General features: G+C 57.6%; 19 protein-coding genes. 14 read left to right on the forward strand and 5 right to left on the reverse strand.

Annotated elements, in window-relative coordinates; genetic code table 11:
- Nucleotides 1-24: 24 nt before the first annotated feature.
- Nucleotides 25-2,427, forward strand: a complete 2,403-nt coding sequence (locus tag ACYCZ5_RS10630; RefSeq protein WP_461544774.1) for an NACHT domain-containing protein — start codon at nt 25-27, stop codon at nt 2,425-2,427.
- A 248-nt stretch (nt 2,428-2,675) separates the two neighbouring features.
- Here the strand turns inward: ACYCZ5_RS10630 and ACYCZ5_RS10635 are convergent, their stop codons facing one another.
- Both ACYCZ5_RS10635 and ACYCZ5_RS10640 read right to left on the reverse strand, forming a co-directional pair.
- On the reverse strand, nt 2,676-3,119 hold the full coding sequence (locus ACYCZ5_RS10635; RefSeq protein ID WP_461544775.1) for a ribonuclease HI family protein: 444 nt from the start codon (nt 3,117-3,119) through the stop codon (nt 2,676-2,678).
- A gap of 165 nt (nt 3,120-3,284) precedes the next feature.
- The gene (locus tag ACYCZ5_RS10640) at nt 3,285-4,280 is read right to left on the reverse strand and encodes a sodium:calcium symporter (RefSeq protein ID WP_461544776.1); all 996 of its coding nucleotides are present in this window, start codon (nt 4,278-4,280) and stop codon (nt 3,285-3,287) included.
- Between the two features lie 141 nt (nt 4,281-4,421).
- Between ACYCZ5_RS10640 and ACYCZ5_RS10645 the strand changes: the two genes are divergently transcribed.
- The 3 genes from ACYCZ5_RS10645 to ACYCZ5_RS10655 all read left to right on the forward strand — a co-directional run bounded on the left by ACYCZ5_RS10645 (nt 4,422) and on the right by ACYCZ5_RS10655 (nt 6,582).
- Nucleotides 4,422-4,982 carry a hypothetical protein gene (locus ACYCZ5_RS10645; protein WP_461544777.1) on the forward strand — a complete coding sequence of 187 codons (561 nt, stop codon included), beginning with the start codon at nt 4,422-4,424 and terminating at the stop codon, nt 4,980-4,982.
- 68 nt (nt 4,983-5,050) lie between these two features.
- Entirely contained in the window at nt 5,051-5,740 is a 690-nt protein-coding gene (locus ACYCZ5_RS10650; protein ID WP_461544778.1) for a Dph6-related ATP pyrophosphatase, read from the forward strand.
- 62 nt (nt 5,741-5,802) lie between these two features.
- Nucleotides 5,803-6,582, forward strand: coding sequence for a hypothetical protein (locus ACYCZ5_RS10655; protein ID WP_461544779.1), 780 nt, complete (start codon nt 5,803-5,805; stop codon nt 6,580-6,582).
- A gap of 181 nt (nt 6,583-6,763) precedes the next feature.
- Here ACYCZ5_RS10655 and ACYCZ5_RS10660 read toward each other — a convergent pair whose 3' ends face one another.
- On the reverse strand, nt 6,764-7,600 hold the full coding sequence (locus ACYCZ5_RS10660; RefSeq protein ID WP_461544780.1) for a c-type cytochrome: 837 nt from the start codon (nt 7,598-7,600) through the stop codon (nt 6,764-6,766).
- Nucleotides 7,601-7,934: 334 nt separating this feature from the next.
- Here ACYCZ5_RS10660 and ACYCZ5_RS10665 point away from each other — a divergent pair, with 334 nt between their 5' ends.
- The 3 genes from ACYCZ5_RS10665 to ACYCZ5_RS10675 all read left to right on the forward strand — a co-directional run bounded on the left by ACYCZ5_RS10665 (nt 7,935) and on the right by ACYCZ5_RS10675 (nt 12,764).
- On the forward strand, nt 7,935-8,321 hold the full coding sequence (locus ACYCZ5_RS10665; RefSeq protein ID WP_461544781.1) for a hypothetical protein: 387 nt from the start codon (nt 7,935-7,937) through the stop codon (nt 8,319-8,321).
- 215 nt (nt 8,322-8,536) lie between these two features.
- Nucleotides 8,537-9,505 carry a PDC sensor domain-containing protein gene (locus tag ACYCZ5_RS10670; protein WP_461544782.1) on the forward strand — a complete coding sequence of 323 codons (969 nt, stop codon included), beginning with the start codon at nt 8,537-8,539 and terminating at the stop codon, nt 9,503-9,505.
- A gap of 223 nt (nt 9,506-9,728) precedes the next feature.
- Nucleotides 9,729-12,764, forward strand: coding sequence for a diguanylate cyclase (locus ACYCZ5_RS10675; protein ID WP_461544783.1), 3,036 nt, complete (start codon nt 9,729-9,731; stop codon nt 12,762-12,764).
- A gap of 68 nt (nt 12,765-12,832) precedes the next feature.
- Here the strand turns inward: ACYCZ5_RS10675 and ACYCZ5_RS10680 are convergent, their stop codons facing one another.
- Both ACYCZ5_RS10680 and tal read right to left on the reverse strand, forming a co-directional pair.
- The gene (locus ACYCZ5_RS10680) at nt 12,833-14,689 is read right to left on the reverse strand and encodes an ABC-F family ATP-binding cassette domain-containing protein (protein WP_461544784.1); all 1,857 of its coding nucleotides are present in this window, start codon (nt 14,687-14,689) and stop codon (nt 12,833-12,835) included.
- 157 nt (nt 14,690-14,846) lie between these two features.
- The gene (tal, locus tag ACYCZ5_RS10685; protein WP_461544785.1) at nt 14,847-15,800 is read right to left on the reverse strand and encodes a transaldolase; all 954 of its coding nucleotides are present in this window, start codon (nt 15,798-15,800) and stop codon (nt 14,847-14,849) included.
- A 219-nt stretch (nt 15,801-16,019) separates the two neighbouring features.
- On the opposite strand from tal, the gene ACYCZ5_RS10690 reads away from it, so the two are divergent.
- From ACYCZ5_RS10690 to ACYCZ5_RS10720, 7 genes are all read left to right on the forward strand, one after another.
- Nucleotides 16,020-18,389 (forward strand): phosphoketolase family protein, encoded by a 2,370-nt coding sequence (locus tag ACYCZ5_RS10690; protein WP_461544786.1) that lies wholly within the window; start codon nt 16,020-16,022, stop codon nt 18,387-18,389.
- Nucleotides 18,377-19,450, forward strand: a complete 1,074-nt coding sequence (locus ACYCZ5_RS10695; RefSeq protein ID WP_461544787.1) for an acetate/propionate family kinase — start codon at nt 18,377-18,379, stop codon at nt 19,448-19,450. The genes ACYCZ5_RS10690 and ACYCZ5_RS10695 overlap by 13 nt, the downstream gene beginning before the upstream one ends.
- A gap of 444 nt (nt 19,451-19,894) precedes the next feature.
- The gene (locus ACYCZ5_RS10700; RefSeq protein WP_461544788.1) at nt 19,895-20,200 is read left to right on the forward strand and encodes an HU family DNA-binding protein; all 306 of its coding nucleotides are present in this window, start codon (nt 19,895-19,897) and stop codon (nt 20,198-20,200) included.
- Complete coding sequence (locus ACYCZ5_RS10705) at nt 20,197-21,015, forward strand: HU family DNA-binding protein (protein WP_461544789.1); 819 nt, start codon at nt 20,197-20,199, stop codon at nt 21,013-21,015. The genes ACYCZ5_RS10700 and ACYCZ5_RS10705 overlap by 4 nt, the downstream gene beginning before the upstream one ends.
- Before the next feature lie 295 nt (nt 21,016-21,310).
- Complete coding sequence (locus ACYCZ5_RS10710; RefSeq protein ID WP_461544790.1) at nt 21,311-21,757, forward strand: SRPBCC family protein; 447 nt, start codon at nt 21,311-21,313, stop codon at nt 21,755-21,757.
- A 224-nt stretch (nt 21,758-21,981) separates the two neighbouring features.
- On the forward strand, nt 21,982-23,040 hold the full coding sequence (gene rsgA / locus ACYCZ5_RS10715; RefSeq protein ID WP_461544791.1) for a ribosome small subunit-dependent GTPase A: 1,059 nt from the start codon (nt 21,982-21,984) through the stop codon (nt 23,038-23,040).
- Between the two features lie 52 nt (nt 23,041-23,092).
- Complete coding sequence (locus ACYCZ5_RS10720) at nt 23,093-23,536, forward strand: rhodanese-like domain-containing protein (protein WP_461544792.1); 444 nt, start codon at nt 23,093-23,095, stop codon at nt 23,534-23,536.
- Nucleotides 23,537-23,572: the final 36 nt, after the last annotated feature.

Here is a 23,572-nt window from a genome sequence, read left to right on the forward strand (position 1 = left end):
TTTACTAAATTAAATGGGGTAAGTATGGAACCGTTAACGTTTCGGGAAGTAGCCAAGCTCATTAATAGAGCTGGTTCAATTCGCATTCAAGAATCACCCATTCGCGATGAGCGAGGGCAGTGGGTTGCGCACGATGCAACTATCCAGACAGGGTCGATACAGATTGGAGTAACGATTGTCTATGTTTATGCTGATGCCACAGTAGAGGGCACTCGATCTGCTCGCTCTTTCATAAAAACACGTAACAGTTCAAATAATCAAGTGCAGGTTGTGCTGGCATCATCGCACCGAAAAGACTCTTCGTTAAAAAGTAGGTTTGAAGAAGTTACTCAGAACTGCCTTTACCTCGAGGATTTTTTTAGTTCCTTTATTCGAAATCAACTTGATGTATACCTTCGCAAAGTATCGGCGCTGGCATTCAAGAATTATGTTGATCCTCAGATTGAAGTATCGCAGACATTCAAAATCGGAGGGGGAGCTAATCCTGTATTAAGGTTCTTGATTACCCCTCGAATTTCTTCAGAAGTTTTCTCAAGAGAAATTGGAGTTTTGTTTGCCGAACCTGGGCAGGGGAAAACATTTATGACGCGATATCTTGCAAGTGAGATATCTAAGAAGCAAAAAATCCCGTTGTACGTGCATTCTGAGCAATGGTCACGTATGCAAACTGATGAAATATCCTCGCTGTGGAAAACTCTCGTACACTCATTTAAATATTTTGAGTCGCCAATTGGGTGGGCTGATGGAGCTGAAGAGGATTTTGTGAAGGTGGCGCTTAAAGCTGGATTGTTTGTGGTTATATTTGACGGCTTTGATGAATACGTTCTTTCGAATGCTGGGAAAGTAGATGCAATCGAAACTATAACCGCACTTCAAGACCTCACCGAAGAGAGCGGCGCTCCGATTTTGCTTACGACGAGGACGAGTTTCTGGGATTCTGAGATTGAACAAAATCCCAGGAAAGATGACATTTCATTGCCAGTGAAATTCGAAATCAAACCATTTGATGAAAATAAGGCGCGTGCATATTTTAATCAGAGACTTAAGGATTTGGCTGCACAACAAGAAGCATTAAAACTCTTTAGCGAACTGAAAAGACGGACTGGAAATAATGTTGATTTTGTCGGTCGAGGATTTTTCTTGTTCCTAATAGCTGATTTGGTAGAAAGAGGTTTTTCACTTAGCAGTTTAAATCTCGCTAATAAAACAACTCTCCAATGGGTAATGGAGCAGCTATGCGAGCGGGAACGAACGAGACAGAAGGTTGTTATGTCTGCACAAGAGCAAATAACCTCACTGCGTGAATTTGCAACATGCGTTCTTGAGGGCATGCCAAGCACAACAGAAACCCTGCGACTTGCGATTCAATGCTGTGCTGCAATTTCGGAAGCTGAACTCGAGGCTTCTTTATCTTCGACGGGAAAGCTGAAGGATCATCCGCTGATTAGGAAAGTGGGCCAAGAATCTTGGGAGTTTACTCAAGATCAAGTACGAATTTCCCTTTTGGCGGAAAGATTTTTGGAATTGTGTAATCCGCAGAATAACAACACGAAGCAGCTAGCTAAATTTCTTACTGCAAGCAGCTTTGATACAAATCTACAAACCGAAGTGGCAGCAAGTATTGTTAATAGCCTCATAGAGACTATGGGGCATTCGCGTACTAAAGACCGCCTGACTGAAGTAGTAAAAATGGTTTTTGCAGCCGGGGAGAGTGGCCGCGCGGAAAAAATCTATGCTTTTGGAACCACCTTGGCACTTATTGTAATCAACAAACTTCTGCCAGATGGCTCTGCTCATATAGATCGGACGCTTGAGCTTATTTCTCTACATCCCCAAAAGACATTAGATAACCTCTGCTTCTCTGGGACAGTATCGCGTTTTGATTTTTCTGGAGTCAATTTTTCGGACTGTCGTTTTGTCAATGTTAACTGGGCGAACTGTACGTTTGATCAAAGTACGACGTATTCCCACTGCCAATTTTTTGGTGGTGCTGTTTCGGGCTGTAAGGGCTTTGGAATGGCAAATTGGTCTGCAGATTGCACTCAGGATGATGAGGCTCGCGCACTTATTGATTCAGAGAAGATTCGTGCTGGGAAAAGAATGTATAGCGAAGAAGACCTCAAGTTGGACATACAAGCTCTTCTGCGTAAGTTCGTCCCTCGAGAAAGTTTGGGAACAAAATCTATCATTGATAAACACCTTATGTCGGGGCAAATTGCCACTTCAATTAATGGAGGGATTGTTGCTGATGAATTTAAGAAGAGGATCGTAGATATTCACGATATTTCCGGCCTTGAATCGAAGGGGCTTCACATAAAAGAGGAAGCTAAAGATGCAGTGGTTCACTGGGCTGCAAATGGGGTATTTACGGGGCTTTTGGCTGAGTTGTTCGATCGACTTATGGAGAGGCTGAATATCCCAAATTAAAGGGGCAGCCTCGCAATTGTTTTGGCACTGGGCTAAAGGGGCCAGGCTCGAAATAGTTTTGAGATGAGCGGAGATCATGACTTCCACGGCACACAACAAGCGCATCGTCATCATTGCCGCGCCAAAAAACTCAAAAGTGATATGGGGTCAGCATCGCATTACCTTCACAGCCTTATCCACAAAAAACAATTCGATGCTGTCCTCTTTGATTTGCTTGATCGAAAAAAAAGCGCCTGCGGGCGCTTTTTTCATTTCCGCTTGCGGGGTTTTGCGGGCGTTCGCATAGGCAGCCCAAGGGCGCTGCGGGAAAGATAGTCTGCCTCTGTATTGCGGTGCTGCGGAATCCAGCGTAACTCGAATTGGTCAAAACACTTTATCTGCGAGCGGATTTCGGCGAATAAGGGGGCGAGGCGGGCAGCTTCGGTGCTACTGGCATTTTGCGCGAGGCGTACGACGACGTCGCTATCGCAGTGAATGAGCAAGGCGCTGGCTTGCAGTGTACGTGCCAGTTGCAGGGTGGCCAGCAGGGCGCGGGCTTCGGCTTCGTTGTTGCAGCCGCTGTGTGGGCTGCGTTGCGAGAGTTCGTGGCGGCTACCATCCGGCCCCAGCAGGAGGGCTCCGAGGCCGATATGGCCGGGGTTAGGGCGGGCGCAGCCATCGCACCAAGCTTGCCAGAGATGCTCTTCGTTCATGCCCACATGGTAGCGAGCAAGGCGGTGTTTGTGCTGATAAAAAGGAATCAAAAAATTAAAGGGGGCAGGTTCGAATTGATTTCAGAATCAATGGGGCCAGCATCGCAATCGTTTTCCAAACATCGCCCGCAAGGGCAATGTTCATTTTAAGGCCAACGATCTCGCTTACTGGATGAGTCCGGCGTACAGGAAGTAGCCGTAGGCCGAGACGAGTGCACCGCCACCGATGCGCGGGAGACGCCCGAGGATGCCGATGGAGAGCAAGTGCACCAGCCCGGCGCCGAGGATGAGGTAAGTGCCCATCAGGAAGGTGCCGGGTAGCTGGATGGGGTTGGAGAGGGCGAACAGGCCGATGCACATGGGGATGCAGATGTGGCCGTCGCCGATCTGCGAGCTGACGACGATATCCGTGCGGCCTTTATGTGCGTAGTAGAGGGCAATGAAGGCATTGGGCAGGACCATGAGGAGGCCGCTGAACCAGCCGATCTTGGCGATGCTGAACAGGGGGCTTTCTGCGGTGGTGACCCAGTTGATGAGGTGGTCGACGGAATAGTAGATGCCATAGGCGGCGAGGCCGATGAGGGCGAGGTCGATGACGATGGACCAGTGGGTACTGCGCTTCTTGCGGATGTTGTCCTTGAGCACTTCGAACACGTGCAGGATCTGCCAGAACACGAACAGGCCGACCAGAATGAGTCCGTCGTAGAAGTTCAGTTCACCGTCCTTGCCCAGTGCCCAGAGCGTGCCGGTGAACAGGAACAGGGCGATCAGGGTGACCAGCAGGTTGAGGCGGTTGAGGCGGGCGAATTCCGCCTGTTTCTGTTTGCTCTTTTCCTTCGACGCTACGGCGGCAGCGCCGAACAGGGCGGTTAGGCCGAGGATGAGGGTGAGGTTGGTGACGTTGTTGACCAGACTGTTCTCGATGACCGCGCCGCCGTTGCTGGCGGATTTGCTCATGATCAGCGCGAACATCAGGTTCGCGAAGCCGGAGCAGTAGGGCATGATCAGGGTGCCGAGCACGGTGCCTTCGAAACCTTTGCTTTCCATGACATGCAGCCGCCAGATCATCAGTGCATTCGCCAGCGCGAAGATGAGGAGCAGGCCCAGCGGGTGGTCTATGTAGGGCAGGGCGTTGGCCAGGCTCGGTAATTCGTTGGGCACGGTCGGCAGTCGGAAATTTTGTGCGCGGGATTATGGTGGCGGGGCGTGGCGCCGTCAATTTATGGGCAGCGGCCGCTTTGTTTTGGCGTAGCCAGGGCGGTTTGGGTACACTGCCAGCCTTCAGGGAACGGGTGGATTTCGATGAACAACACAGATATTCAGGCACGGCATGAAGCCGAGGCTGCGAACGCGGCGGCTGAGCGCATCGTGCGGCATTTTCAGAGCAAAGGCTTCACCCGCATCACGGAGGCGCTCATCCTGCATATCCGCCATATCGCGGGGAATCGCGCGGAAGTGGACAAGGCTTTCGAGACAGCCCATAAACAGGGACGGGTGCCGCCGCTGAGCATGTATTTCAGCATCCACCCCTATGCGCATTATTCCGAATTCCGCAGTTTCGATGAGGCCAAGGCCGCCCTGGCCCACGACTTCACCCTGTCGCTGATCTATGACATCCCGCAGGTGTTCTTCGACCCGGCACCGGTACTGGCCGACGATCCGCTGGCGACCGGTGCGAAATACGATGTAATCATGAAGGTGTGGGATAACGACGAGGGCTGTGCGATCGCCATCCTGCTGAACGATCCCGATGCGTCGTTCGTCGATTACATCGGCACCCACCCGGGGGCCGACTGGCAAAAGATCATGGGCGATTTCAAGGTGGCTTCGTCCTTGCTGAGTGATGTGTTCACGCTGGAGTGAATAGGGCGGCAACGCAATAGTTTTCTCTCATCGCCCGCAAGGGCGATCTTCTTTTGCAAAGGTAATAAATGACAGCGATGCGCCAAAAGACATGGCTCAGTTGGAGCAGCGGTAAGGACAGCGCGTGGGCGTTGCAGGTGTTGCGCCAGTCGGATGAATACGCAGTCACGGGTCTGTTCACCACCATCAACATGGCTTTCGACCGGGTGGCGATGCATGCCGTGCGTGTCGATCTGCTGCGCGAGCAGGCCAAGGCGGTGGGGCTGCCGCTGTACCTGATCGAGATACCCTATCCGTGTTCGGACGAACAATACGCCGCTGCGATGGCGGACTTTGTGGCGCGTGCACTCAGCGAGGGCGTGCAGTGCATGGCGTTCGGCGATCTGTATCTGGAGGATATCCGCCGCTACCGCGAAGAACGCATGCAGGGCACGGGCATAGAGCCGGTGTTCCCGTTGTGGGGCAAGCCGACGCGCGCTTTGCTGGAGGAGATGCTGGCCAGCGGTTTGCGCGCCTGTCTGACCTGTGTCGATCCGCGCGTGCTGCCTGCCGAGTTTGCCGGGTGCGAGCTGTCCGCGGACCTGCTTGAGCGTTTGCCTGAGGGCATCGATCCCTGCGGCGAGAACGGCGAGTTCCATACTTTTGTGTTCGATGGACCGATGTTCGACTACCCGCTTGCAATCGAAGCGGGCGAGGTGGTCGGCCGCGATGGTTTTGTATTTGCCGATTTCCGTCTGCATGGGCAATATGTCGCGTAATGCCCGAAGCGCGAGCTGGCCCAGCTCGCTTTTGTTTTGAATAACTTTCTCGGAGTCCAGGCATGCTAAAGAAATCGTTGTTCCCGGCCGCGTTGTTGCTTTCCTTTGCGCCCTTCGTCGTTGCGGCGGAGCCGGAGAACAATTGCAGGCTCAAGCATGGTTCGATGGTGATGCTGGATACAGCGGCTTGTGCGATGGAAGGCGGTGTGGCCGTTACGCGTTCTGCGCCGCCTGTGCTGCCTGTCGCCAGCCTTCAGTTGTCTGCCAAGCCCGAGCTGGCCGCCGCGCAACGGGCGGTGGCTGAGCTGTTGATGAAGCCGGTGGTGGATGCGAATCCGAACAAGCGGACGCCGGAGGAGATCTCGCGTACGGTGAAGTTCGACGGTTGCCGCTTGCTGGTGGATGAGGATATGTTCGTCGAGCACGGCAATGCATTCTCTTCGCGCAAGCATTTCAAGATCAGTTCGATGGTGGATATGGGCAAGGTCAGCCGTTCTGCCTTGGGTGAGCTGGGCAAGGTGACTTCTTACGGGGGCGGCTTGGAGGCCTATGCCAATTACGTTGAAGAGCGCAAGGAAGGTGATGGCAACAACATCTCTGTTTCGATGCAGTTGCAGACCGAGAGGGGCCCTGTCAGCCACAAGGTGCGTGCTTCCGGCATCTACTGGGACGCGCCCAATGATGATCTATGGATGGTGGATGGATACGGCTACCCTGTAGATGTCATCGACCGCGGCGCGGCGACCGACAAGGTGAGGCTGTTGTTCCTGATGAACACGGCTGACGGTTCCGCCGCGCTGAACAAGGCTTTGGGCGAGGTGCATGCACTGTGTCGGCGTTAGTGGACAGCCAGGCGAATTAAACGGGTCAGGTTCGAATTGATTTCCGAGCAGTCGGAGACAGGCGGGATTTCAGAACAGAAACTAATGGGGACAGCATCGCAATCGTTTCCGCGCTGGAATAAGACGATTGCGATGCTGTCCCCGTTTGGTTCAGTTTCTCAGGACTTTCGTTCAGAGATGATCAGTAGCGCGCATCCTTGGGTTTGTCGCCATTTGGCCAATCCTTTTTCTTGGCGGCATAGTCCGGTCGTGGCTGCTGGGTGAAGTACGCTGCGACATCGTAGGCCTCCTGATCGGTGAGGCTACCGCCTTGCCCCAGTGGCATGTTGGCTTTGACGAATGCGGCTGCAGTGTTCAGGCGTGCCATGCCGGCTGCGATGTTGAAAGACTTCGGTCCCCAGAGCGCCGGGAACATGTATTCCCCTTCTGGCCCTTTCATCCCTTGCCCATCGGCTCCGTGACAGGCCGAGCACTTCTCGGCATAGATAGCCTTGCCCTTGGCAGTGTCCGGCGCACGTTCCGCTTTGATGCGCTTGAAGCCGCGTCCCGCCACGTCCACGCCAGTCGGTACATCCTTCGATAGCCACCACATGTAGGCCAGTATCCCGTTCATCTCCTTGCTGTCCACCGGCAAAGGCTTGCCGTTCATCGAGCGCTGGAAGCAGTCGTTGACGCGATCCTGCAGCGTGTTGACCTGGGCGTTGCGGGTGCGGTATTCGGGGAATACGCCCCAGATGCCGACCCAAGGCGCTGCGTTGGGGGTGCGGCCGCCATTGAGGTGGCAACTGGTGCAGTTCAGTTCATTGCCCACGTACTTCTTGGCGTAGACCTGTGTCTGGGTCGTCAACTGATGTCCATAACGGATCGCGTCGCCCATGGGGCCGGATGGCATAGATTCCTCGGACGGCGGAGTGAAGGGGGCAGCGGCTTTTCCGGCATCGCCAGCCAGTGCACTGGAACCATGCATGGCCATCAAGCCTGCCATCAGCCAAGCTGACAACGAAAGGGTGGATCTCATAATTACCTCCTGTGATTGTTGGGTGTTGCAGATATCTTCGTCAGACTCGCTGTAGATGCCAGTTCTAATATTAAAATATCAGCAATTGCTAATGTTACTCAAAACGGCCTGCATGTCAATGTTGATTAAATTGGTCGGGATTAACCTTCTTGGAGAAACAACTAATCGGGGACAGGCCACGATTTCAGAACAAGTAGTGCAAGAACCTCGTCTGGGCTGCAGTGACACTGATTGAAAAATGGTTGATGGATTGTCTGCATAGGTACAAAGTGGAACGCCTGTAGTTGGCTTGAGCGGTTCTATTTAACCTGCTTCACTTCAACAGGAGGTCATCATGTTCTCACCTGTCACTATCCCTTTCGGGGCGAAGATGCTTTTCAATACGGCCACGATCAAACCCGGCGTGGCTTTCGAGGATGTCGAGGTGGCGCTGGCCGAGATGTGCAACGTGGTGAAAGACACCTACGGCGGCGACAAGGGCGGCTTCATCGCCGGCCAGGTCTATGCTTTCTCCGGTTTCCTTTCGGCGGAGGGCTCGCTGGGCGATCCGGGCTCGGCGGAGAAACATATCGCAATCGTGACGTACTGGAAGTCGTTCGAGGAGCATGAGCGCTCGCACGCGGACAAGGCATTCAAGGATAAATTCGCGGCCCTGGCCAAGCTCTGTGTCGAGACCAAGGAACTGGGTTATGACATGCTCTGGCAGGGCGCGCTGGAATAGGCGTTCAGATGGCGTGACCGTGCCGGGATGGTTGCCCTGCGGGTGTGCGATGATCGGTGGGCATCGTGAGTGGGAGTTACTCAAGGGCTAAAGGAGGTCAGGATGGGAAGCAAAGTTGCGCGGCGGGAATCCAGGCGGGCAGGTGCAAGCTTCGCCGGTTTCGATCGCCCCATGAATATCCGTTTTTGTTCCTGCCAACGATCCGGTACCCGATCATGATGAATCCGCAACTGAATGAATCCATCGAGCGGCAGCGCAAGATACTGAAAGGCTGGCTCTCTTCTTCGCTCTCCATCCTGGCGGAAGATTGCATGCAGGTATGGCCGCAGCGTGAGGCGCTCGAAGCGAGATTGTTGCAGGGGATGAGCGAGCTGCCTTATTGCAAGTATCTCTACTTGCTCGACCCGAAGGCGAAACAGATCACTTCCAACATATACCGCGGTGGCTTGATGGAACGGCAGTTCGGTCGCGATCGCAGCCACCGTCCTTATATCGCCGAGGCGCTCGCCGGAAGCGATTTCTCGCTTTCGGATGCCTATATCAGCCAGAACGTCAAACGTCCTTCGCTCACCGCTGTGCAGGTGGTTCGCGGGGAGCAGGGGGAGTTGCTGGGTTATCTGGGGGCGGACTTCGACATGCGCGAACTTCCCGCCACCCAGGCGCTGTATTCCCAGCCCGGGCAATGGATGCAACTCAAGGGCGATCCGGCGATTCGTGGCGGGCTGTTCCATCAGCAGCGCGTGGAAAGCCTGATGGACCAGCAGATCGAGACCGTGCTGCATATCATCAACGAGCTGATCACGATACACGGCGTGTTCCATGCCGAGCTGCACTTCTCCAGTTCGCGCGCCACGATCTGGGAAATGAGTGACCGCTTCCGTTTCCGTCTGCATGGTATCGACGAGCTGGGCAGGCCCGATCTGTGTCTGGCTTATCCGCGCGTGGATTACCCGGCTGATGCGGAGATACCGGCAGAGGCTGTGCACTCGATACTGAACGGTTTCCGCGACCTGCGTTTCATGGATGAGACGATCTATCTGCGTTCTGGCCGGCTCAATATCTTCAATGGCATGATAGGCCTTACCTTTTCCTGCGATGGTACCCATTACATGCCGTGGCAGGAGTTCCTGGACAAGAAGCTGGACTTCCTGACGGGCGCCGCTACGGAGCCCAAGGTTTGCTGAGGGGATCTATCGGGCCGGCTGGGGTTCCAGCAGCCGGGTAGCCATCAGGCATAGACCACGGTTTCTATTGAAGGCAGGAAACCAAAGTGGCTCGAATGGGTAACGCAGCAGCGCGACGAGTTTAAGGGGAACTGGAAGCTATGATTGTCGAAACCGAGATGCGCTCGTTCGCGAAGCCGAAACAGCTTCCTGCGCGCCAACATCCAAGCTGCGCATCCATTGAATGACCCAAGCTATCGCACTGGCCAAGATCAGCCGACCGAGACTGTCCCATATGGTGTCGCGGGAGCGGTTGTTCGGCTTGCTGGATCAGGCGAGCATGCGGCCGGTCATTTGGATCACCGGGCCGGGGGGCGCGGGCAAGACTTCTCTGGCGGCCAGTTGGCTGGACGCGCGTAACAAATCACATCTTTGGTATCAGGTGGATGCGGGCGATGGCGATCTCGCCAGTTTCTTCTATTACCTGAGCCTCGCCGCGCAAAAGCTCCCGTCTCGTTCTGAATCACCACAGCCTGTCTTCACCCCGGAATTCATGCAGGGTGTGGCCGTTTTCACCCGGCGCTATTTCGAGTCGCTGTTCTGTCGTCTGCCACCGGCGGCGACTTTGTTGTTCGACAATTTCCAGGATGCGCCGGAGGATTCCGGTTGGCACGAGATGATGGCGCATGCGCTGGAGACGATCCCGGAAGGGAGCAATGTCATCGTGTTGAGCCGTGAACCGCCGCCCGCGGCTTTTGTGCGGCTGCAGGCGAACAATCTGATCTCGGTCCTCGGGTGGGAAGACATCAGGTTCTCGCGTGAGGAATCGCGCGAGCTGCTGTTCTCGCTGGGCGCGCAGCAAGAGTCGCTGCGCTTGCTGGATGATCTGTATTACAAGACCGAGGGCTGGGCGGCGGGACTGGTGTTGCTGACTTCGCAGTTGCGCGCCGGGGCGCTGTCGCATCTGAATGAGCGTTCGTCGCAGTACGAGATATTCAATTATTTTGCCAATGAGATATTCGCCCGCACCGAACCTGATGTGCAGGATGTATTGCTGAAGACGGCATTCCTGTCGCGGGTCGAGCCGGAGATGGCGGTGCAACTCAGCGGCGTGGCCGATGCGGCGGAGATCCTTGAGCGCCTGAATCTGATGCACTACTTCACGCAGCGGTACGGCGCGGCGTTCCAGTATCACCCTTTGTTCAAGGAGTTTTTGCAGGCGCGCGCGGCGGCGACGCTCCCGCCCTCTGAGGTTTTACGTATCAAACAGCATTCCGCCGGCTTGCTGGCGGAAGCGGGGCAGATCGAGGAGGCAGTGCGTCTGTATATCGGCGCAACAGATTGGAACGGTGCTTTGAGTTTGATACTGGGGCAAGCCGCTGCGCTGATCGCGCAAGGCCGCTGCAGCACGCTGGAAAATTGGCTGCAGGCATTGCCGCCGCCGCAACTGGGCGCTTCGGCCTGGGGGCTGTACTGGCTTGGCATCTGTCGCCTGCCGTTCGATCCGGTGGAAAGCCGGGATCTGTTTGAACGGGCGTTCGAGCTGTTCCAGGCCGACGGTGACATCAGCGGTGTCTTTCTGAGCTGGGCCAGTATCGTCGATACCTTCCTCTATCAATGGAGCGATTTCTCACCGCTGGATCGATGGATCACGGTCATCGAGCAGAAGCTGGCGAAACACCCCGGATTCCCCTCGCCCGAGATCGAGGCGCGGGTGGCGGCGGGCATGTTGAATGCGCTGGCCTGGCGTCAGCCGCATCGCGCCGATCTACCTGTGTGGGCAGAGCGGGTGCGGCAGATCGTGCACCATCATCCTAGTGTGCAGTTGCGCGTCATGCTGGGCAGCTATCTGATGATCTATTACCTTTGGATGGGTGACTTTGCGAAGTCCGGCTTGCTGATCGACGAGTTGCGTCCGGTGCTCGACGGGAAAGAGCGAGACCCGCTGACGCAGCAGAATTGGCATGTGATGGAGGCGATGCATGCCTGGTTCACGGCGGATGAGAAGGCGTGCATGGCCGCAGTCGAAAAAGGTTTGCGCAACGCCGAGGTGAGCGGCGTGCATCTGCTGGATATGTATCTGCTGGGGCAGGGCGTCTATGCGGGGCTGTCGCTGGGCGACCCGGAGACAGCGATCGCCTGTCTGAAGAAGATGGTGCAGATCGATAGCCCGCGCATCATGGATAGATCGTTCTATCAGTATCAGGCGTCTTCCGTGGCATGGTTGCAGGGCAATCTGAAGAAGGCCATCGAGCATGGCCGGCTTGCCGTGCAGTTCGCGGATGCGACGGGCAGCCATTTGTCGCAGGCCTTGTGTCATATCGAATTGGCGGTGGCGCTGTTCGACGATGGTCAGCACGCGGAGGCTGCTCTGCATCTGGCCAAGGGCGAAGCATATGGGCGCGGCATGCATCACATCGGCTTCATCGCGGCCTTGCATGCGGCCAGATTCGCCTTCGCGCTGGGTGATGCGTCGCACGGGCTGGCGATGTTGCGGCAGGGTATGACGCTGGGCGCGCAGCAACACTATGTGAACTTCCCGCGCTGGAACGATGAAAGCATGTCCATGCTGTGCGCGCAGGCCTTGCAGCACGGCATCGAGTTGCCCTATGTAAAGATGCTGATCAAGTTGCGGAATCTGGCGCGGCCGGAAGCGGCAAGCGGGATCGACTGGCCCGTCAGGGTGCGCGGTAGCGGCAGGGATGTCGCGGACGAGGCCGCGCTGGAGGCGCAGATCGAGGCGCGCACGCGCGCTTTGCTGGAGCAGAACCGCCGCCTTGAGAGCATGGCGCTGACAGACGAGTTGACTGGCCTGTCCAATCGCCGCCATGCATTGCTGACATTCGCTCAGGAATGGGAAGTCTCCATGCAGCAAGACACGCCGCTGTCGTGTTTGATGATCGATGCCGACGGGTTCAAGCAAGTCAACGACGCGCATGGCCATGATGCGGGGGATGAAGTGCTGCGCAGCCTGTCGGATTGCCTCCGGAGCGCAGTGCGCGCGGGTGATGTCGTATGCCGGCTGGGCGGCGATGAGTTCCTGGTGATCTGTCCGGGCGTGCATCTGGAAGATGCGATGCAACTTGCGGAACAGATACGCTTAAGGGTTTCCGGCATGCGCGTGCCGGTCGGCGAGGGCGAATGGAGCGGAAGCATCAGCGTCGGCGTCGCGGCCCGTCTCCCAGATATGGACAATCTTGAATCACTGATCAAACAGGCGGACGCGGGCGTTTACATGGCTAAACGTCGCGGTCGTAACTGTGTCGCGGCTGGCTGCTGAGCGGGAACGACAAAGCCAAATTCATTCAGTGCATCCCCGGAGGGATGCAACAGACCGAGCCTTCCTCTTCAGCTTGCTTCTTCCTTCGCCATCTCCAGTTCCAGCCAGCCTTCTTCCAGCTCCGCCACTTTCGCCTGTAGCCGCGCGTGCTCGGCATTCAGCTTCTCGACTTTTGCGCGGTCGGGGTTGGCGTAGGTTTCGGGATCGGCGAGTTGCTGGTTGACGGCGGCGAGTTCGGTCTGCGCCTTGTTCAACTCGGTCTCCAGTTTGTTCTGTTTCGACTGCAATGCTTTGCGGTTCTGTCTGGGCGCATTCTGCGCTTTGGGCTTCTCTTGCGCAGTCTGCGCCACCGTTTCGCGCGGGCGGCGCGTCTCTATCCAGCGCTTGTAGTCTTCCAGATCGCCGTCGAACAGTTTCGCTTCGCCGTCGGCCACCAGCCACAGTTCGTCGGCCACGGCGCGGATCAGGCTGCGGTCGTGTGACACCAGCACCACGGCACCGGTGTATTCCTCCAGCGCGATGGTGAGCGCGTCGCGCATGTCGAGGTCGAGGTGGTTGGTGGGTTCGTCGAGCAGCAGCAGATGCGGCTTCTGCCAAGCCAGCAGTGCCAGCGCGAGGCGGCTCTTTTCGCCGCCGGAGAAGGTGGCGACCGGGCGGTCTTCGCTGTCGCCGGCCAGACCGAAGCGGCCGAGGAAGCTACGCAGTGCAAGCGTGGTCTCTTTGGGCGCGACGCGTTCCATGTGTTGCAGCGGCGTGGCGGCGCTGTCGAGGTTCTCCAATTGGTGCTGGGCGAAGTAGCCGATGCGGATGTCGGGCGTGAATTCGAGCTTGCCGATGGTGGGTTGCAGTTCGCCTACCAGTAGTTTGATCAGCGTGGATTTGCCCGCGCCGTTGGGGCCGAGCAGGGCGATGCGCGCGCCTGCGCGCAGCATCAGTTCAATGTTGCTGAACAGGGTCTTGTCGCCGTAGGCGAAGCCCATCTTCTCCGCGCGCAGCAGCAGATCGGGGCTGCGCTCGGGCGCTTCGATCTCGAGTTCAAAATGGCCGTCGGTGATGTGCACGGCGGCGATGCGTTCGATGCGCTCCAGTGCCTTGATGCGGCTCTGCGCCTGCTTGGCCTTGGTGGCCTGGGCGCGGAAGCGGCGCACGAAGTCTTCCATGTGCGCGATCTTTTCCTGCTGGCGCTCGAAGGCCTGGTTCTGCTGCGCGATGCGCTCGGCGCGGGTGCGCTCGAAATCGTCGTAGTCGCCGGTGTAGCAGTCGATGGTGCAGTCGTGCACATGGGCGATGCGGTTGACGCAGGCGTTGAGGAACTCGCGGTCGTGCGAGACCAGCAGGATGCTGCCGGGATAGCGCGCCAGATATTGTTCGAGCCAGAGGATGGCCTCGAGGTCGAGGTGGTTGGTGGGTTCGTCGAGCAGCAACAGGTCGGCGCGGTGCATCAGTGCGCGCGCCAGATTGAGGCGCATGCGCCAGCCGCCGGAGAAACTCTCTACTTTGCGTTCCAGCGTGTCGTTGGCAAAACCCAGACCGTTGAGCAGTTGCGCGGCGCGTGCCTTGGCACCGTAGCCGTCGATGGCTTCGTAGCGGTGCTGTGCGTCGAACCACGCGGCATCGTGGTTCTCTTTCGCCAGCGTCTTTTCCAGCAGGCGCAGCTCCACGTCGCCGTCGAGCACGAATTCCAGCGCGGCCATGTCGGAGTTGGCGATCTCCTGTTCGACGAAGGCGATGGTCTTGCCGGATTGCAGCGAGACTTCGCCGCCGTCCGGCTTGATCTCGCCGCGGATCAGGCGGAACAGCGTGGATTTGCCGCAGCCGTTCTTGCCGACCAAGCCGATGCGCTGGTCGGCGAAGGCCTGAAGATTCACGTTCTGGAGTAGCGGGGTGCCGCCTTGCAGGTAGGTCAGATTCTGGATGTTGAGCATGGGCGCGATGATAGCAGAGGGGGCGGGGCTTTCAGGGCAGCGAGGGGGTATGGCAGAAACTCGGGGGGGGGGCGGCTGCAGGCTCTGGCGGACGAAGGTAAATGCAGCAGTTAATGGGGGCGGCATCCCCGGTTGAATATGCAGACGGTCTGCAGCGTTACAGTTTATCCGCAAGCGTTTTTTCCAGCTTGATCTGATCCGCGGTAAATCCGCGGATACCGTCGGCCAGTTTTTCCGTGACCATCGCATCCTCGTTCATGTCCCAGCGGAACCCGGCCTCGCTCATCGGCGCGGGGCGCGGCTTGATCGCTCCCGTGTAGTGCAGGCGGCGTTGCAGCGTGCCTTGGGTGTTTTGCAGTTCCTGCAGCAGCGCCGGGCTGATGGTCAGGCGGTCGCAACCGGCCAGCGCCAGTATCTCCGCGCTGTTGCGGAACGACGCCCCCATCACCGTGGTCGGGTAGCCGTGTTCCTTGTAGTACTGGTAGATCTTGCGCACCGACAACACACCCAGATCTTCTTCCGCCGGAATATCGCTGCGTCCCTCTTTGGTTTTCTGCCAGTCGAAAATACGCCCGACAAAAGGCGAGATGAGCGTCACGCCCGCTTCGGCACAGGCGCGCGCCTGCGCGAAACCGAACATCAGGGTGAGATTGCAGTGGATGCCTTCGCGTTCGAGAAGCTCGCCCGCGCGTATGCCTTCCCATGTTGCGGCAACCTTGATCAGCACGCGGTCGTTGCGAATGCCCGCCTCGTTGTATAACTGCATCAGCTTGCGGGCTTTTGCCAGTGTGGCCTGGGTGTTGAAAGACAGGCGCGCATCCACTTCGGTCGAGACGCGTCCGGGCACGATCTTCAGCACTTCCAGCCCGGCATTCACGGCCAGCTTGTCCATCGCGTCGTGCACCTGTTGCTCCTTGTCCTTGCTTTGCGATTTCGCCCATGCCAGGGCATCGGTGATCAGCGGCGCATATTCGGGCAGGCTTGCCGCCTTCAGCAGCAGGGAAGGATTGGTGGTCGCATCCTCCGGTTTGTGGGTGGCTATCGCCTCGATGTCGCCGGTATCGGCAACGATGGCAGTCATGGATTTCAATTGTTCAAGCAGGTTGGGCATGGGTATTTCTCCGGGTGGATCGTTATGCGGCCGAGACCGGTCAGGCAAACAGGTGGGCGAATCGGCGCAGGATGACACATATTGAGTCGTTCCCGCTTCTGCCAGTAAATAAATGCTCGAATAGTGGGTTGAGACACAATATCTGCAACATATACATGCGACACTAAAGCGGTCATTTAAACACGTTCCCATTACAATATCGCAAACAGGTAGAACATCATGAACACTCCATTCGTACCTTTATCTTCCGAAGAAGTTAAAAATATCGACGCCTACTGGCGCGCCTGCAATTACCTCGCGGCCGGCATGATCTATCTGCGCGACAACCCGCTGCTCAGGGAACCGCTCAAACTCGAACACATCAAGAGCCGCCTGCTCGGTCACTGGGGCTCCAGTCCGGGACTGGCGTTCGCCTACATCCACATGAATCGCCTGATCGTTAAATACGACCTGGACGCGATCTTTCTGGCGGGGCCGGGGCACGGCGCGCCCGGCGTGCTGGGGCCGGTATATCTGGAGGGGCGTTACAGCGAGGTGTATCCGAACAAGGCCGAGAACATCGACGGCATGCGCGAGTTCTTCAAGGAATTCTCCTTTCCGGGCGGCATCGGCAGCCATTGCACGCCGGAAACGCCGGGTTCCATCCATGAGGGCGGCGAACTCGGCTACAGCATCTCGCACGCGTTCGGTGCCGCGTATGACAATCCCGACCTGATCGTGACCGTTATGGTGGGCGACGGCGAAGCGGAAACCGCGCCGCTGGCGACATCCTGGCATTCCAACAAATTCCTGAACCCGATCCGCGACGGCGCGGTGCTGCCCATCCTGCATCTCAACGGTTACAAGATCAACAACCCGACCATCCTCGCGCGCATTTCGCACGAAGAACTGGAGAACCTGTTCAAGGGTTACGGCTGGACGCCGTACTTCGTCGAGGGCAGCGATCCAGAGACGATGCATCAGGCGATGGCGGCCGCGATGGAACAATGCGTGCTCGAAATCCGCCGCATGCAGACTGAAGCGCGCAGCAGCGGCAAACCGGTGCGCCCGCGCTGGCCGATGATCGTGCTGCGCTCGCCCAAAGGCTGGACCGGCCCGAAAGAGGTGGACGGAAAGAAAGTGGAAGGCTTCTGGCGCGCGCACCAGGTACCCATCGGCGACATCAAAACGCCGGAGCATTTCGCTAAACTGGAAGAATGGCTGAAGAGTTACAAAACAGCCGAGTTGTTCGATACGAACGGCACGCTGCGGCCCGAACTGAAAGCGCTGGCGCCGAAAGGTAACCGCCGCATGAGCGCCAATCACCACGCCAACGGCGGGCAGTTGCGCAAAGCCCTGCACATGCCGGACTGCAAGGACTACGCCATCGAGGTGAAAAAGCCGGGCACGACCCTGGCCGAGAACACGCGCCCGCTGGGCAAATTCCTGCGCGATATCATGCGCGACAACATGAGCAACTTCCGCGTGTTCGGCCCGGATGAAAATACATCGAACAAACTCGACAACCTCTACGAAGTGAGCAAGAAGACCTGGCTCGCCGATTACTTGCCGGAAGACGCGGGCGGCGGCGAACTGTCGCCGGACGGGCGCGTGATGGAAATGCTGTCCGAGCACACGCTGGAAGGCTGGCTGGAAGGCTACCTGCTCACCGGTCGCCACGGTTTTTTCTCCACGTACGAAGCGTTCGTGCACGTCATCGACTCCATGTTCAACCAGCATGCCAAGTGGCTGGCCATGTCCAAAGCCGTGCCGTGGCGCGCGCCGGTGTCGTCGCTGAACCTGCTGATCACTTCCACGGTCTGGCGCCAAGACCACAACGGCTTCACGCATCAGGATCCCGGCTTCCTCGATCTGGTGGTGAACAAGAGCCCCGAGGTTACACGCATCTACCTGCCGCCCGATGTGAATTGTCTGCTGTCGGTCGCCGACCATTGCCTGAAAAGCGCCGACTACATCAACGTCATCGTGTGCGACAAGCAGAAGCATCTGCAATATCTGGACATGGATGCCGCCACCAAACATTGCACCAAGGGCATCGGCATCTGGGATTGGGCCAGCAACGACCAGGGCGGCGAGCCGGACGTGGTGATGGCGAGTGCGGGCGATGTGCCCACCAAGGAGGCGCTGGCCGCCGTGGTGCTGCTGCGCGAGCACTTTCCAGACCTGAAGATACGCTTCATCAACGTGGTCAATTTGTACAAGCTCGTCCCCTCCAGCGAACACCCGCACGGCCTGAGCGACCGCGATTTCGACAGCCTGTTCACACTGGACAAGCCGGTGATGTTCAACTTCCACGGCTACCCCTGGCTGATCCACCGCCTCGCCTATCGCCGCAACAACCACCGGAATTTCCACGTGCGTGGCTACAAGGAAAAAGGCAGCATCAACACCCCGCTGGAACTGGCGATCCAGAACCAGATCGACCGCTTCAGCCTGGTCATCGATATCATCGACCGCATCCCCGCGCTGCATGTAGCGGGCGCGCATGTGAAGGAGAAGATGCTGAACATGCAGATCGAGTGCCGTAACTATGCTTACGAGAACGGGACTGACCTACCGGCGGTGGACAACTGGACTTGGCCGTATTAGGCAGCATGCCCACCATCCTCACCATCAATAGCGGCTCCTCATCCGTCAAGGCCAGCCTGTTCGACATCGACGGTACGCGGCGCGATTACAGTTACGGGCATTTGCGCGATCCGCAAGCCGGGTTCGATCAGTTGCTGCAGGAGCTGTCCGGCCACGCGCCGGATATCGTGGGGCACCGGTTCGTGCATGGCGGCGAGATAGAGGATGCGGCGCGTCTGGTGGATGCGACCGAACGCGAGCGGCTGCAACACATCGTTCATCTTGCCCCGCTGCACCTGCCGGGCAATCTGATGGGCGTCGATCTGTGCAGCAAGTATTTCGATGTGCCGCAGGTCGCCTGCTTCGATACCGCATTCCACAACACCATGCCGCCGTTGGCAAAACGTCTGCCCATCCCGCAGGAATTCGGCCTGCGCCGCTTCGGCTTTCATGGTCTGAACTACGCCTACGTCGCCTCGCGTTTGCCCGACATGCTGGGCGCAGCGGCGCACGGGAAGATCGTCGTTGCCCACCTCGGCAGTGGTGCCAGCCTGTGCATGCTGGACAAACTGAGATCCGTCGACACCACGATGGGCTACACCCCGGCAGGCGGCATCGTCATGGGCACGCGCAGCGGTGACCTCGATCCCGGCGTGATGCTGGAACTCGCCAAACGCTACGATAGCGCGCAACTCGGCGACATCGTGTTCCACAAAATGGGTCTGCTTGCCTTATCCAACGGCGAAAGCAGCGAAATGTCCGACCTGCTCGCCAGCCCGGGTGAACAGGCAAGATTCGCAGTGGACTATTTCTGCCACCAGACCCGCGCCGCCATCGGCAGCCTTGCCGCCAAGGCGGGCGGCATCGACGCGTTAGTCTTCACCGGCGGCATCGGCGAGCATTCCGCACAGATCCGCCAGATCATCTGCGCCCCGCTGGATTTTCTCGGCATCGCGCTGGACCAGGACGCCAACCAGGCGTGCTCGGCCAGAATCGAAAGCAAGGGCAACAAACCCGTGCTGATCATCCCCGCCGATGAAGAGGCAATGATCAAGGATTTGTGTTTACCGTTCGGGCGGTAGGCTGAAGGTTCCGGATCTGTATCTTTCTGTATTGATCATACTGCAGAGCTCTCTGCGTTAATAAATCCTGACCACCTCGTGCGCTACTGGCACGTCATTGCGATGTCTGGCTGCAAGCTCATCGGATGGTCAGTGTGCGATAGCGCACGGATACAAACGACCAGTTTCAATAAGGTTCCCGCCATGAGACAAGTGGCTCCCGATAACTGTCAGTCACAAAGACATTTCGCATGCGGCTTGGTGGAGTGCATGAAGGATGACCTGTGCGAATTCAGCATCGATTGCGCAGACGCGGGTAATTATTGCGGCCACCCGAGTGTCGGATATTCCGAAACGGTGCATCGGGCATTGATTGCAATGCGAGATCAAGAGCGCGCTATTGGTTCGGCAGCAATGCTGTAGCTATTTGGCCATTCACATAAACCGACCCGCTATGGAGCAGTCATGGATCAATCTGAACTTGTTGAAAGAGTCGCATTGGAGTTGCGCATATCGCACGCTGCATCGCAGCGCTTGCTGAAGGCGACACTGCGCGAGATCCGTGACCTGCTCCGCGTCGGGCACGCGGTGACCATCCCGCACCTTGGCACTTTCGATACGGCGACGTACGAGGCGCACCGTGGTTATCGGCCGGTCAGTAACGACTTTGCGATCTTCCCGAAGCGGCGCGTACCGGTGTTTCGCACGGGCACTTTGCTGCGCGATGAAGTCTACGACATCGAAGCGGACGAAGCAGGTGCGCCGACATGAGCGACGACAACAAGATCGCGCTCCATGACTTTGCGGCGCTGGTGGCCAAGCGTGCCAAGGTCAGTACGGTCGAAGCCAACACCTATATCCACCAGTTGGCGAAGAGCATGAGTGAGGAATTGGAGGCGGGTGGCGACATCCACCTGTATCACTTTGGCCGTTTCCATACGACCCATGTCGATGAACAGGCGGGGCACGATCCCAATTCCGGCGCGCCGTTGACGATCCCGGCGCACTCGCGTGTCCACTTCCGCGCCTATGGCGCATTGCGTCTGGCGGTCAACGCGCCTTTCAATCAGTTGCGCATCCGTGAGCTCACCCCGGACAAAAAAGCCTGGCGTACCAGAACCGGTTTCTGGATATTGCTGTTGCTTGTATTGTTGCTGATCTTGCTTGGCATCCGGGCAACCAGTTGGGTAGTCCCTCTGGATGCGTCCCCGATCCCGACCGCGATCGTTCCGGCTGCTCCCGTAACGCCGGAATCTATCCTGCCGGTCGCTGCGACGACGGGGTTCATCGTATCGCCCGGTGATACCTTGTGGGGGATCGCTGCGACCAGCCTGGGCGATCCTTATTGGTGGCCGGTCATCTATGCGGAGAACCGACCGGAGCTGTCCCACCATAACCCCGACCTGATCGATAGCGGCATCACACTGCGCATCCCCGTGCTGGCCGGTAGCGTGAGCGACCCTGATGGGGCCGATCTCCGTCTGCGAGCGAACGGCTACCAAATAGCGGCCGACGATTACCTGAAACTCGGCAATCCCCGTGCCGCAGCGTATGAGCAGGCCGCGACTCACTGCTATAAAGAATGATCGGGTAGCTGCGCTACCTTGTGAACGCCCGTCCTCATTGAACCTTGCATTCAGGCCGCACCGATCGCGCATGGCGATCGGTGCGGCCTGAACTGCCTTCACGGGTACATTCGCCTAACTTCCACTGTGTGCAAGCAAGCAGACTCTATGCAGGTCGATTGCGTAGGTACGTGCTATTTACTACTATGCGGCCAGCCCGATACTTTTCGTTGAGGGATATAAAGGGGCCAAGTTCGAATCGTTCCAGAAAGGACACTTCCGCCACACCACGCATTGAATCGAAAGGAGGTAGACCATGACTACAGGCACTATCCGTCTTCATCGCGTGCTCCGCGCCAAACCCGAGCGTATCTACAAAGCCTTTCTCGATGCGGACGCGATCGTAAAGTGGTTGCCGCCTTATGGCTTCACCTGCAAGGTCGAGCATATGGATGCGAAGGAGGGGGGCACGTTCAGGATGTCGTTCACGAACTTTTCCACGGGCAAAGGGGAATCGTTCGGCGGAGAGTATCTAAAGCTCGTGCCATCGAAGAAGATCAGCTATTCGGACAAGTTTGACGACCCGAACCTGCCCGGGGATATGAAGACGACGGTGACCTTTTTGCCGGTGTCGTGCGGGACCGAGATCGTCATCTTGCAGGAAGGTGTGCCCGAGGCGATCCCGCTGGAGATGTGCTATCTCGGCTGGCAGGAATCACTCGCGCAGCTCGCGAATCTAGTCGAGCCTGAGATACCAGGTTGAAGGGCAGCAAAGTCGAAGTAGTAGAGTCTTTGGCAGTAAAGGGCAGTTGAACAATAACCAATGGAGACCATCATGGGCAGCAAGGACAAGAAGAAAGAATCAAAGGGCAAGAAACCGCAACCCAAGCCGGTACCGGCAGCGAAGTGATCCTGAGTTGAGGATCCTGCATTGAAATAGCTTTCACACATCGCCCGCAAGGGCGATGTGCTTTTGAGAGACACGCGATGGAATTGAAAGAACTTGGTTGGAATACGCAACTTCAAGCCCAGGCTGAAACGCTGTGCGATACCGGCCTGCATCTTGCGCGGGTGACGGCGGTGGATCGCGGGCGTTATGTCATCCGCAATGAGCAGGGCGAGGTGCCCGCCGAGTTGCGGGGCAAGTTCATGCATGCGGCCACCTCATCAGTGGATATGCCTTGCGTGGGGGATTGGGTGTGCGCGGAATATCTCGATGCGGCGTCGCATGCGCCCATCCATGATGTGGTGCCGCGCCGGTCTTTCCTGCGGCGCAAGTCGCCCGGCAAGAACATCGATTTCCAGATGATTGCGGCGAACATCGATGTGGCGTTCATCGTGCAGTCGTGCCATTTCGATTTCAATGTGCGCAGGCTGGAGCGTTATCTGGTGATGGTGAACGAGGGGCGGATCGAGCCGGTGCTGCTGCTGACCAAGACCGATCTGGTGAGTGCGGATGAGTTGGAGAGAATGATCGGCAGCATCCAAGCGGCGGGCATCACGGCGCGCATCATCGCGCTCAGCAATATGACGGGTGAGGGCGTGGCGCAGGTGCGCGAGGTGATGAAGGCGGGCAGGACATATTGCCTGCTGGGCTCATCCGGTGTGGGCAAGACGACGCTCATCAACCAATTGCTCGGACAGGATGCGCTGGAGACGGGCGCGGTGAGTGGCACGGGCGAGGGCAGACATACCACCACGCGCCGCCACTTGGTCGCCCTCGACAACGGCGCGCTGCTGATCGACATGCCGGGCATGCGCGAACTGGGCATCCTGAGCGCGGGTGAGGGGCTGGATGACAGTTTCGCCGACATCAAGGCGCTCGTCGGCCAATGCCGTTTCTCCGATTGCAGCCACAGCAAGGAGCCGGGCTGCGCGATCCGCACGGCAATCGAACGTGGGAGATTGAATGCGGCGCATTATCAGAGCTATCTGAAGCTCAAGGCCGAATCCGATTTCAACGAGATGTCGTATCTGGACAAGCGCAACAAGGACAGGGCGTTCGGCAAGATGGTCCGCACGGTGCTGAAAGAGAAGCGGAAGTGAGATAATCCGGCGCCATATCGCTGCATACAGATTTATTCAGGGAGTTGATGAGATGACTGGAATTCAAGGATGCATCGTTGCACTGGCTGCATTGGTCTTGGTCGGCTGCGGTCCGAAGGAAGATCAGTTCGTGGATAGCAAGGGGGCTGCCGAGCGGCAGGCACGCGGCGAATTGTTGCTGGATGTGCGTGAGGCCGACGATTACAAGGAGTTCCATGTCCCCAACAGCACGAACATCCCGTTCGGACGCCTGGAATCTCGCCTGGCAGAACTGGAACCCTACAAGGCCAAGCCCATCATGGTGATCGACCATTCCGGACTGCGTTCGCCCCGTGCATGGGAGCAGCTGAAAAAGGCCGGATTCTCTCAAGTGGCAGTCGTCACGGGCGGGATCGCCGAGTGGAGAAAAGCCGGGCTGCCTATCCAGACGCTGGAGATGCAATTGGAGCAGGAGCGGTTGCAGCGGGAGCAGGAGCAGATGGAGGAAGAGGAATGATGTCCGCATCGCAAGCTGCTGCGCGATGCAATCAAT

Source organism: Sideroxydans sp., from assembly GCF_054604835.1.

What these genes read in the sequence shown, in the direction of transcription:
- rsgA (WP_461544791.1), top strand. Translation starts at nt 21,982, where the DNA reads ATGGAATTGAAAGAACTTGGTTGGAATACGCAACTTCAAGCCCAGGCT.
- ACYCZ5_RS10645 (WP_461544777.1), top strand. Translation starts at nt 4,422, where the DNA reads ATGAACAACACAGATATTCAGGCACGGCATGAAGCCGAGGCTGCGAAC.
- ACYCZ5_RS10700 (WP_461544788.1), top strand. Translation starts at nt 19,895, where the DNA reads ATGGATCAATCTGAACTTGTTGAAAGAGTCGCATTGGAGTTGCGCATA.
- ACYCZ5_RS10650 (WP_461544778.1), top strand. Translation starts at nt 5,051, where the DNA reads ATGACAGCGATGCGCCAAAAGACATGGCTCAGTTGGAGCAGCGGTAAG.
- ACYCZ5_RS10660 (WP_461544780.1), bottom strand. Translation starts at nt 7,600, where the DNA reads ATGAGATCCACCCTTTCGTTGTCAGCTTGGCTGATGGCAGGCTTGATG.
- ACYCZ5_RS10720 (WP_461544792.1), top strand. Translation starts at nt 23,093, where the DNA reads ATGACTGGAATTCAAGGATGCATCGTTGCACTGGCTGCATTGGTCTTG.
- ACYCZ5_RS10705 (WP_461544789.1), top strand. Translation starts at nt 20,197, where the DNA reads ATGAGCGACGACAACAAGATCGCGCTCCATGACTTTGCGGCGCTGGTG.
- ACYCZ5_RS10635 (WP_461544775.1), bottom strand. Translation starts at nt 3,119, where the DNA reads ATGAACGAAGAGCATCTCTGGCAAGCTTGGTGCGATGGCTGCGCCCGC.
- ACYCZ5_RS10710 (WP_461544790.1), top strand. Translation starts at nt 21,311, where the DNA reads ATGACTACAGGCACTATCCGTCTTCATCGCGTGCTCCGCGCCAAACCC.
- ACYCZ5_RS10670 (WP_461544782.1), top strand. Translation starts at nt 8,537, where the DNA reads ATGATGAATCCGCAACTGAATGAATCCATCGAGCGGCAGCGCAAGATA.
- ACYCZ5_RS10690 (WP_461544786.1), top strand. Translation starts at nt 16,020, where the DNA reads ATGAACACTCCATTCGTACCTTTATCTTCCGAAGAAGTTAAAAATATC.
- ACYCZ5_RS10630 (WP_461544774.1), top strand. Translation starts at nt 25, where the DNA reads ATGGAACCGTTAACGTTTCGGGAAGTAGCCAAGCTCATTAATAGAGCT.
- ACYCZ5_RS10675 (WP_461544783.1), top strand. Translation starts at nt 9,729, where the DNA reads ATGACCCAAGCTATCGCACTGGCCAAGATCAGCCGACCGAGACTGTCC.
- ACYCZ5_RS10680 (WP_461544784.1), bottom strand. Translation starts at nt 14,689, where the DNA reads ATGCTCAACATCCAGAATCTGACCTACCTGCAAGGCGGCACCCCGCTA.
- ACYCZ5_RS10655 (WP_461544779.1), top strand. Translation starts at nt 5,803, where the DNA reads ATGCTAAAGAAATCGTTGTTCCCGGCCGCGTTGTTGCTTTCCTTTGCG.
- ACYCZ5_RS10665 (WP_461544781.1), top strand. Translation starts at nt 7,935, where the DNA reads ATGTTCTCACCTGTCACTATCCCTTTCGGGGCGAAGATGCTTTTCAAT.
- tal (WP_461544785.1), bottom strand. Translation starts at nt 15,800, where the DNA reads ATGCCCAACCTGCTTGAACAATTGAAATCCATGACTGCCATCGTTGCC.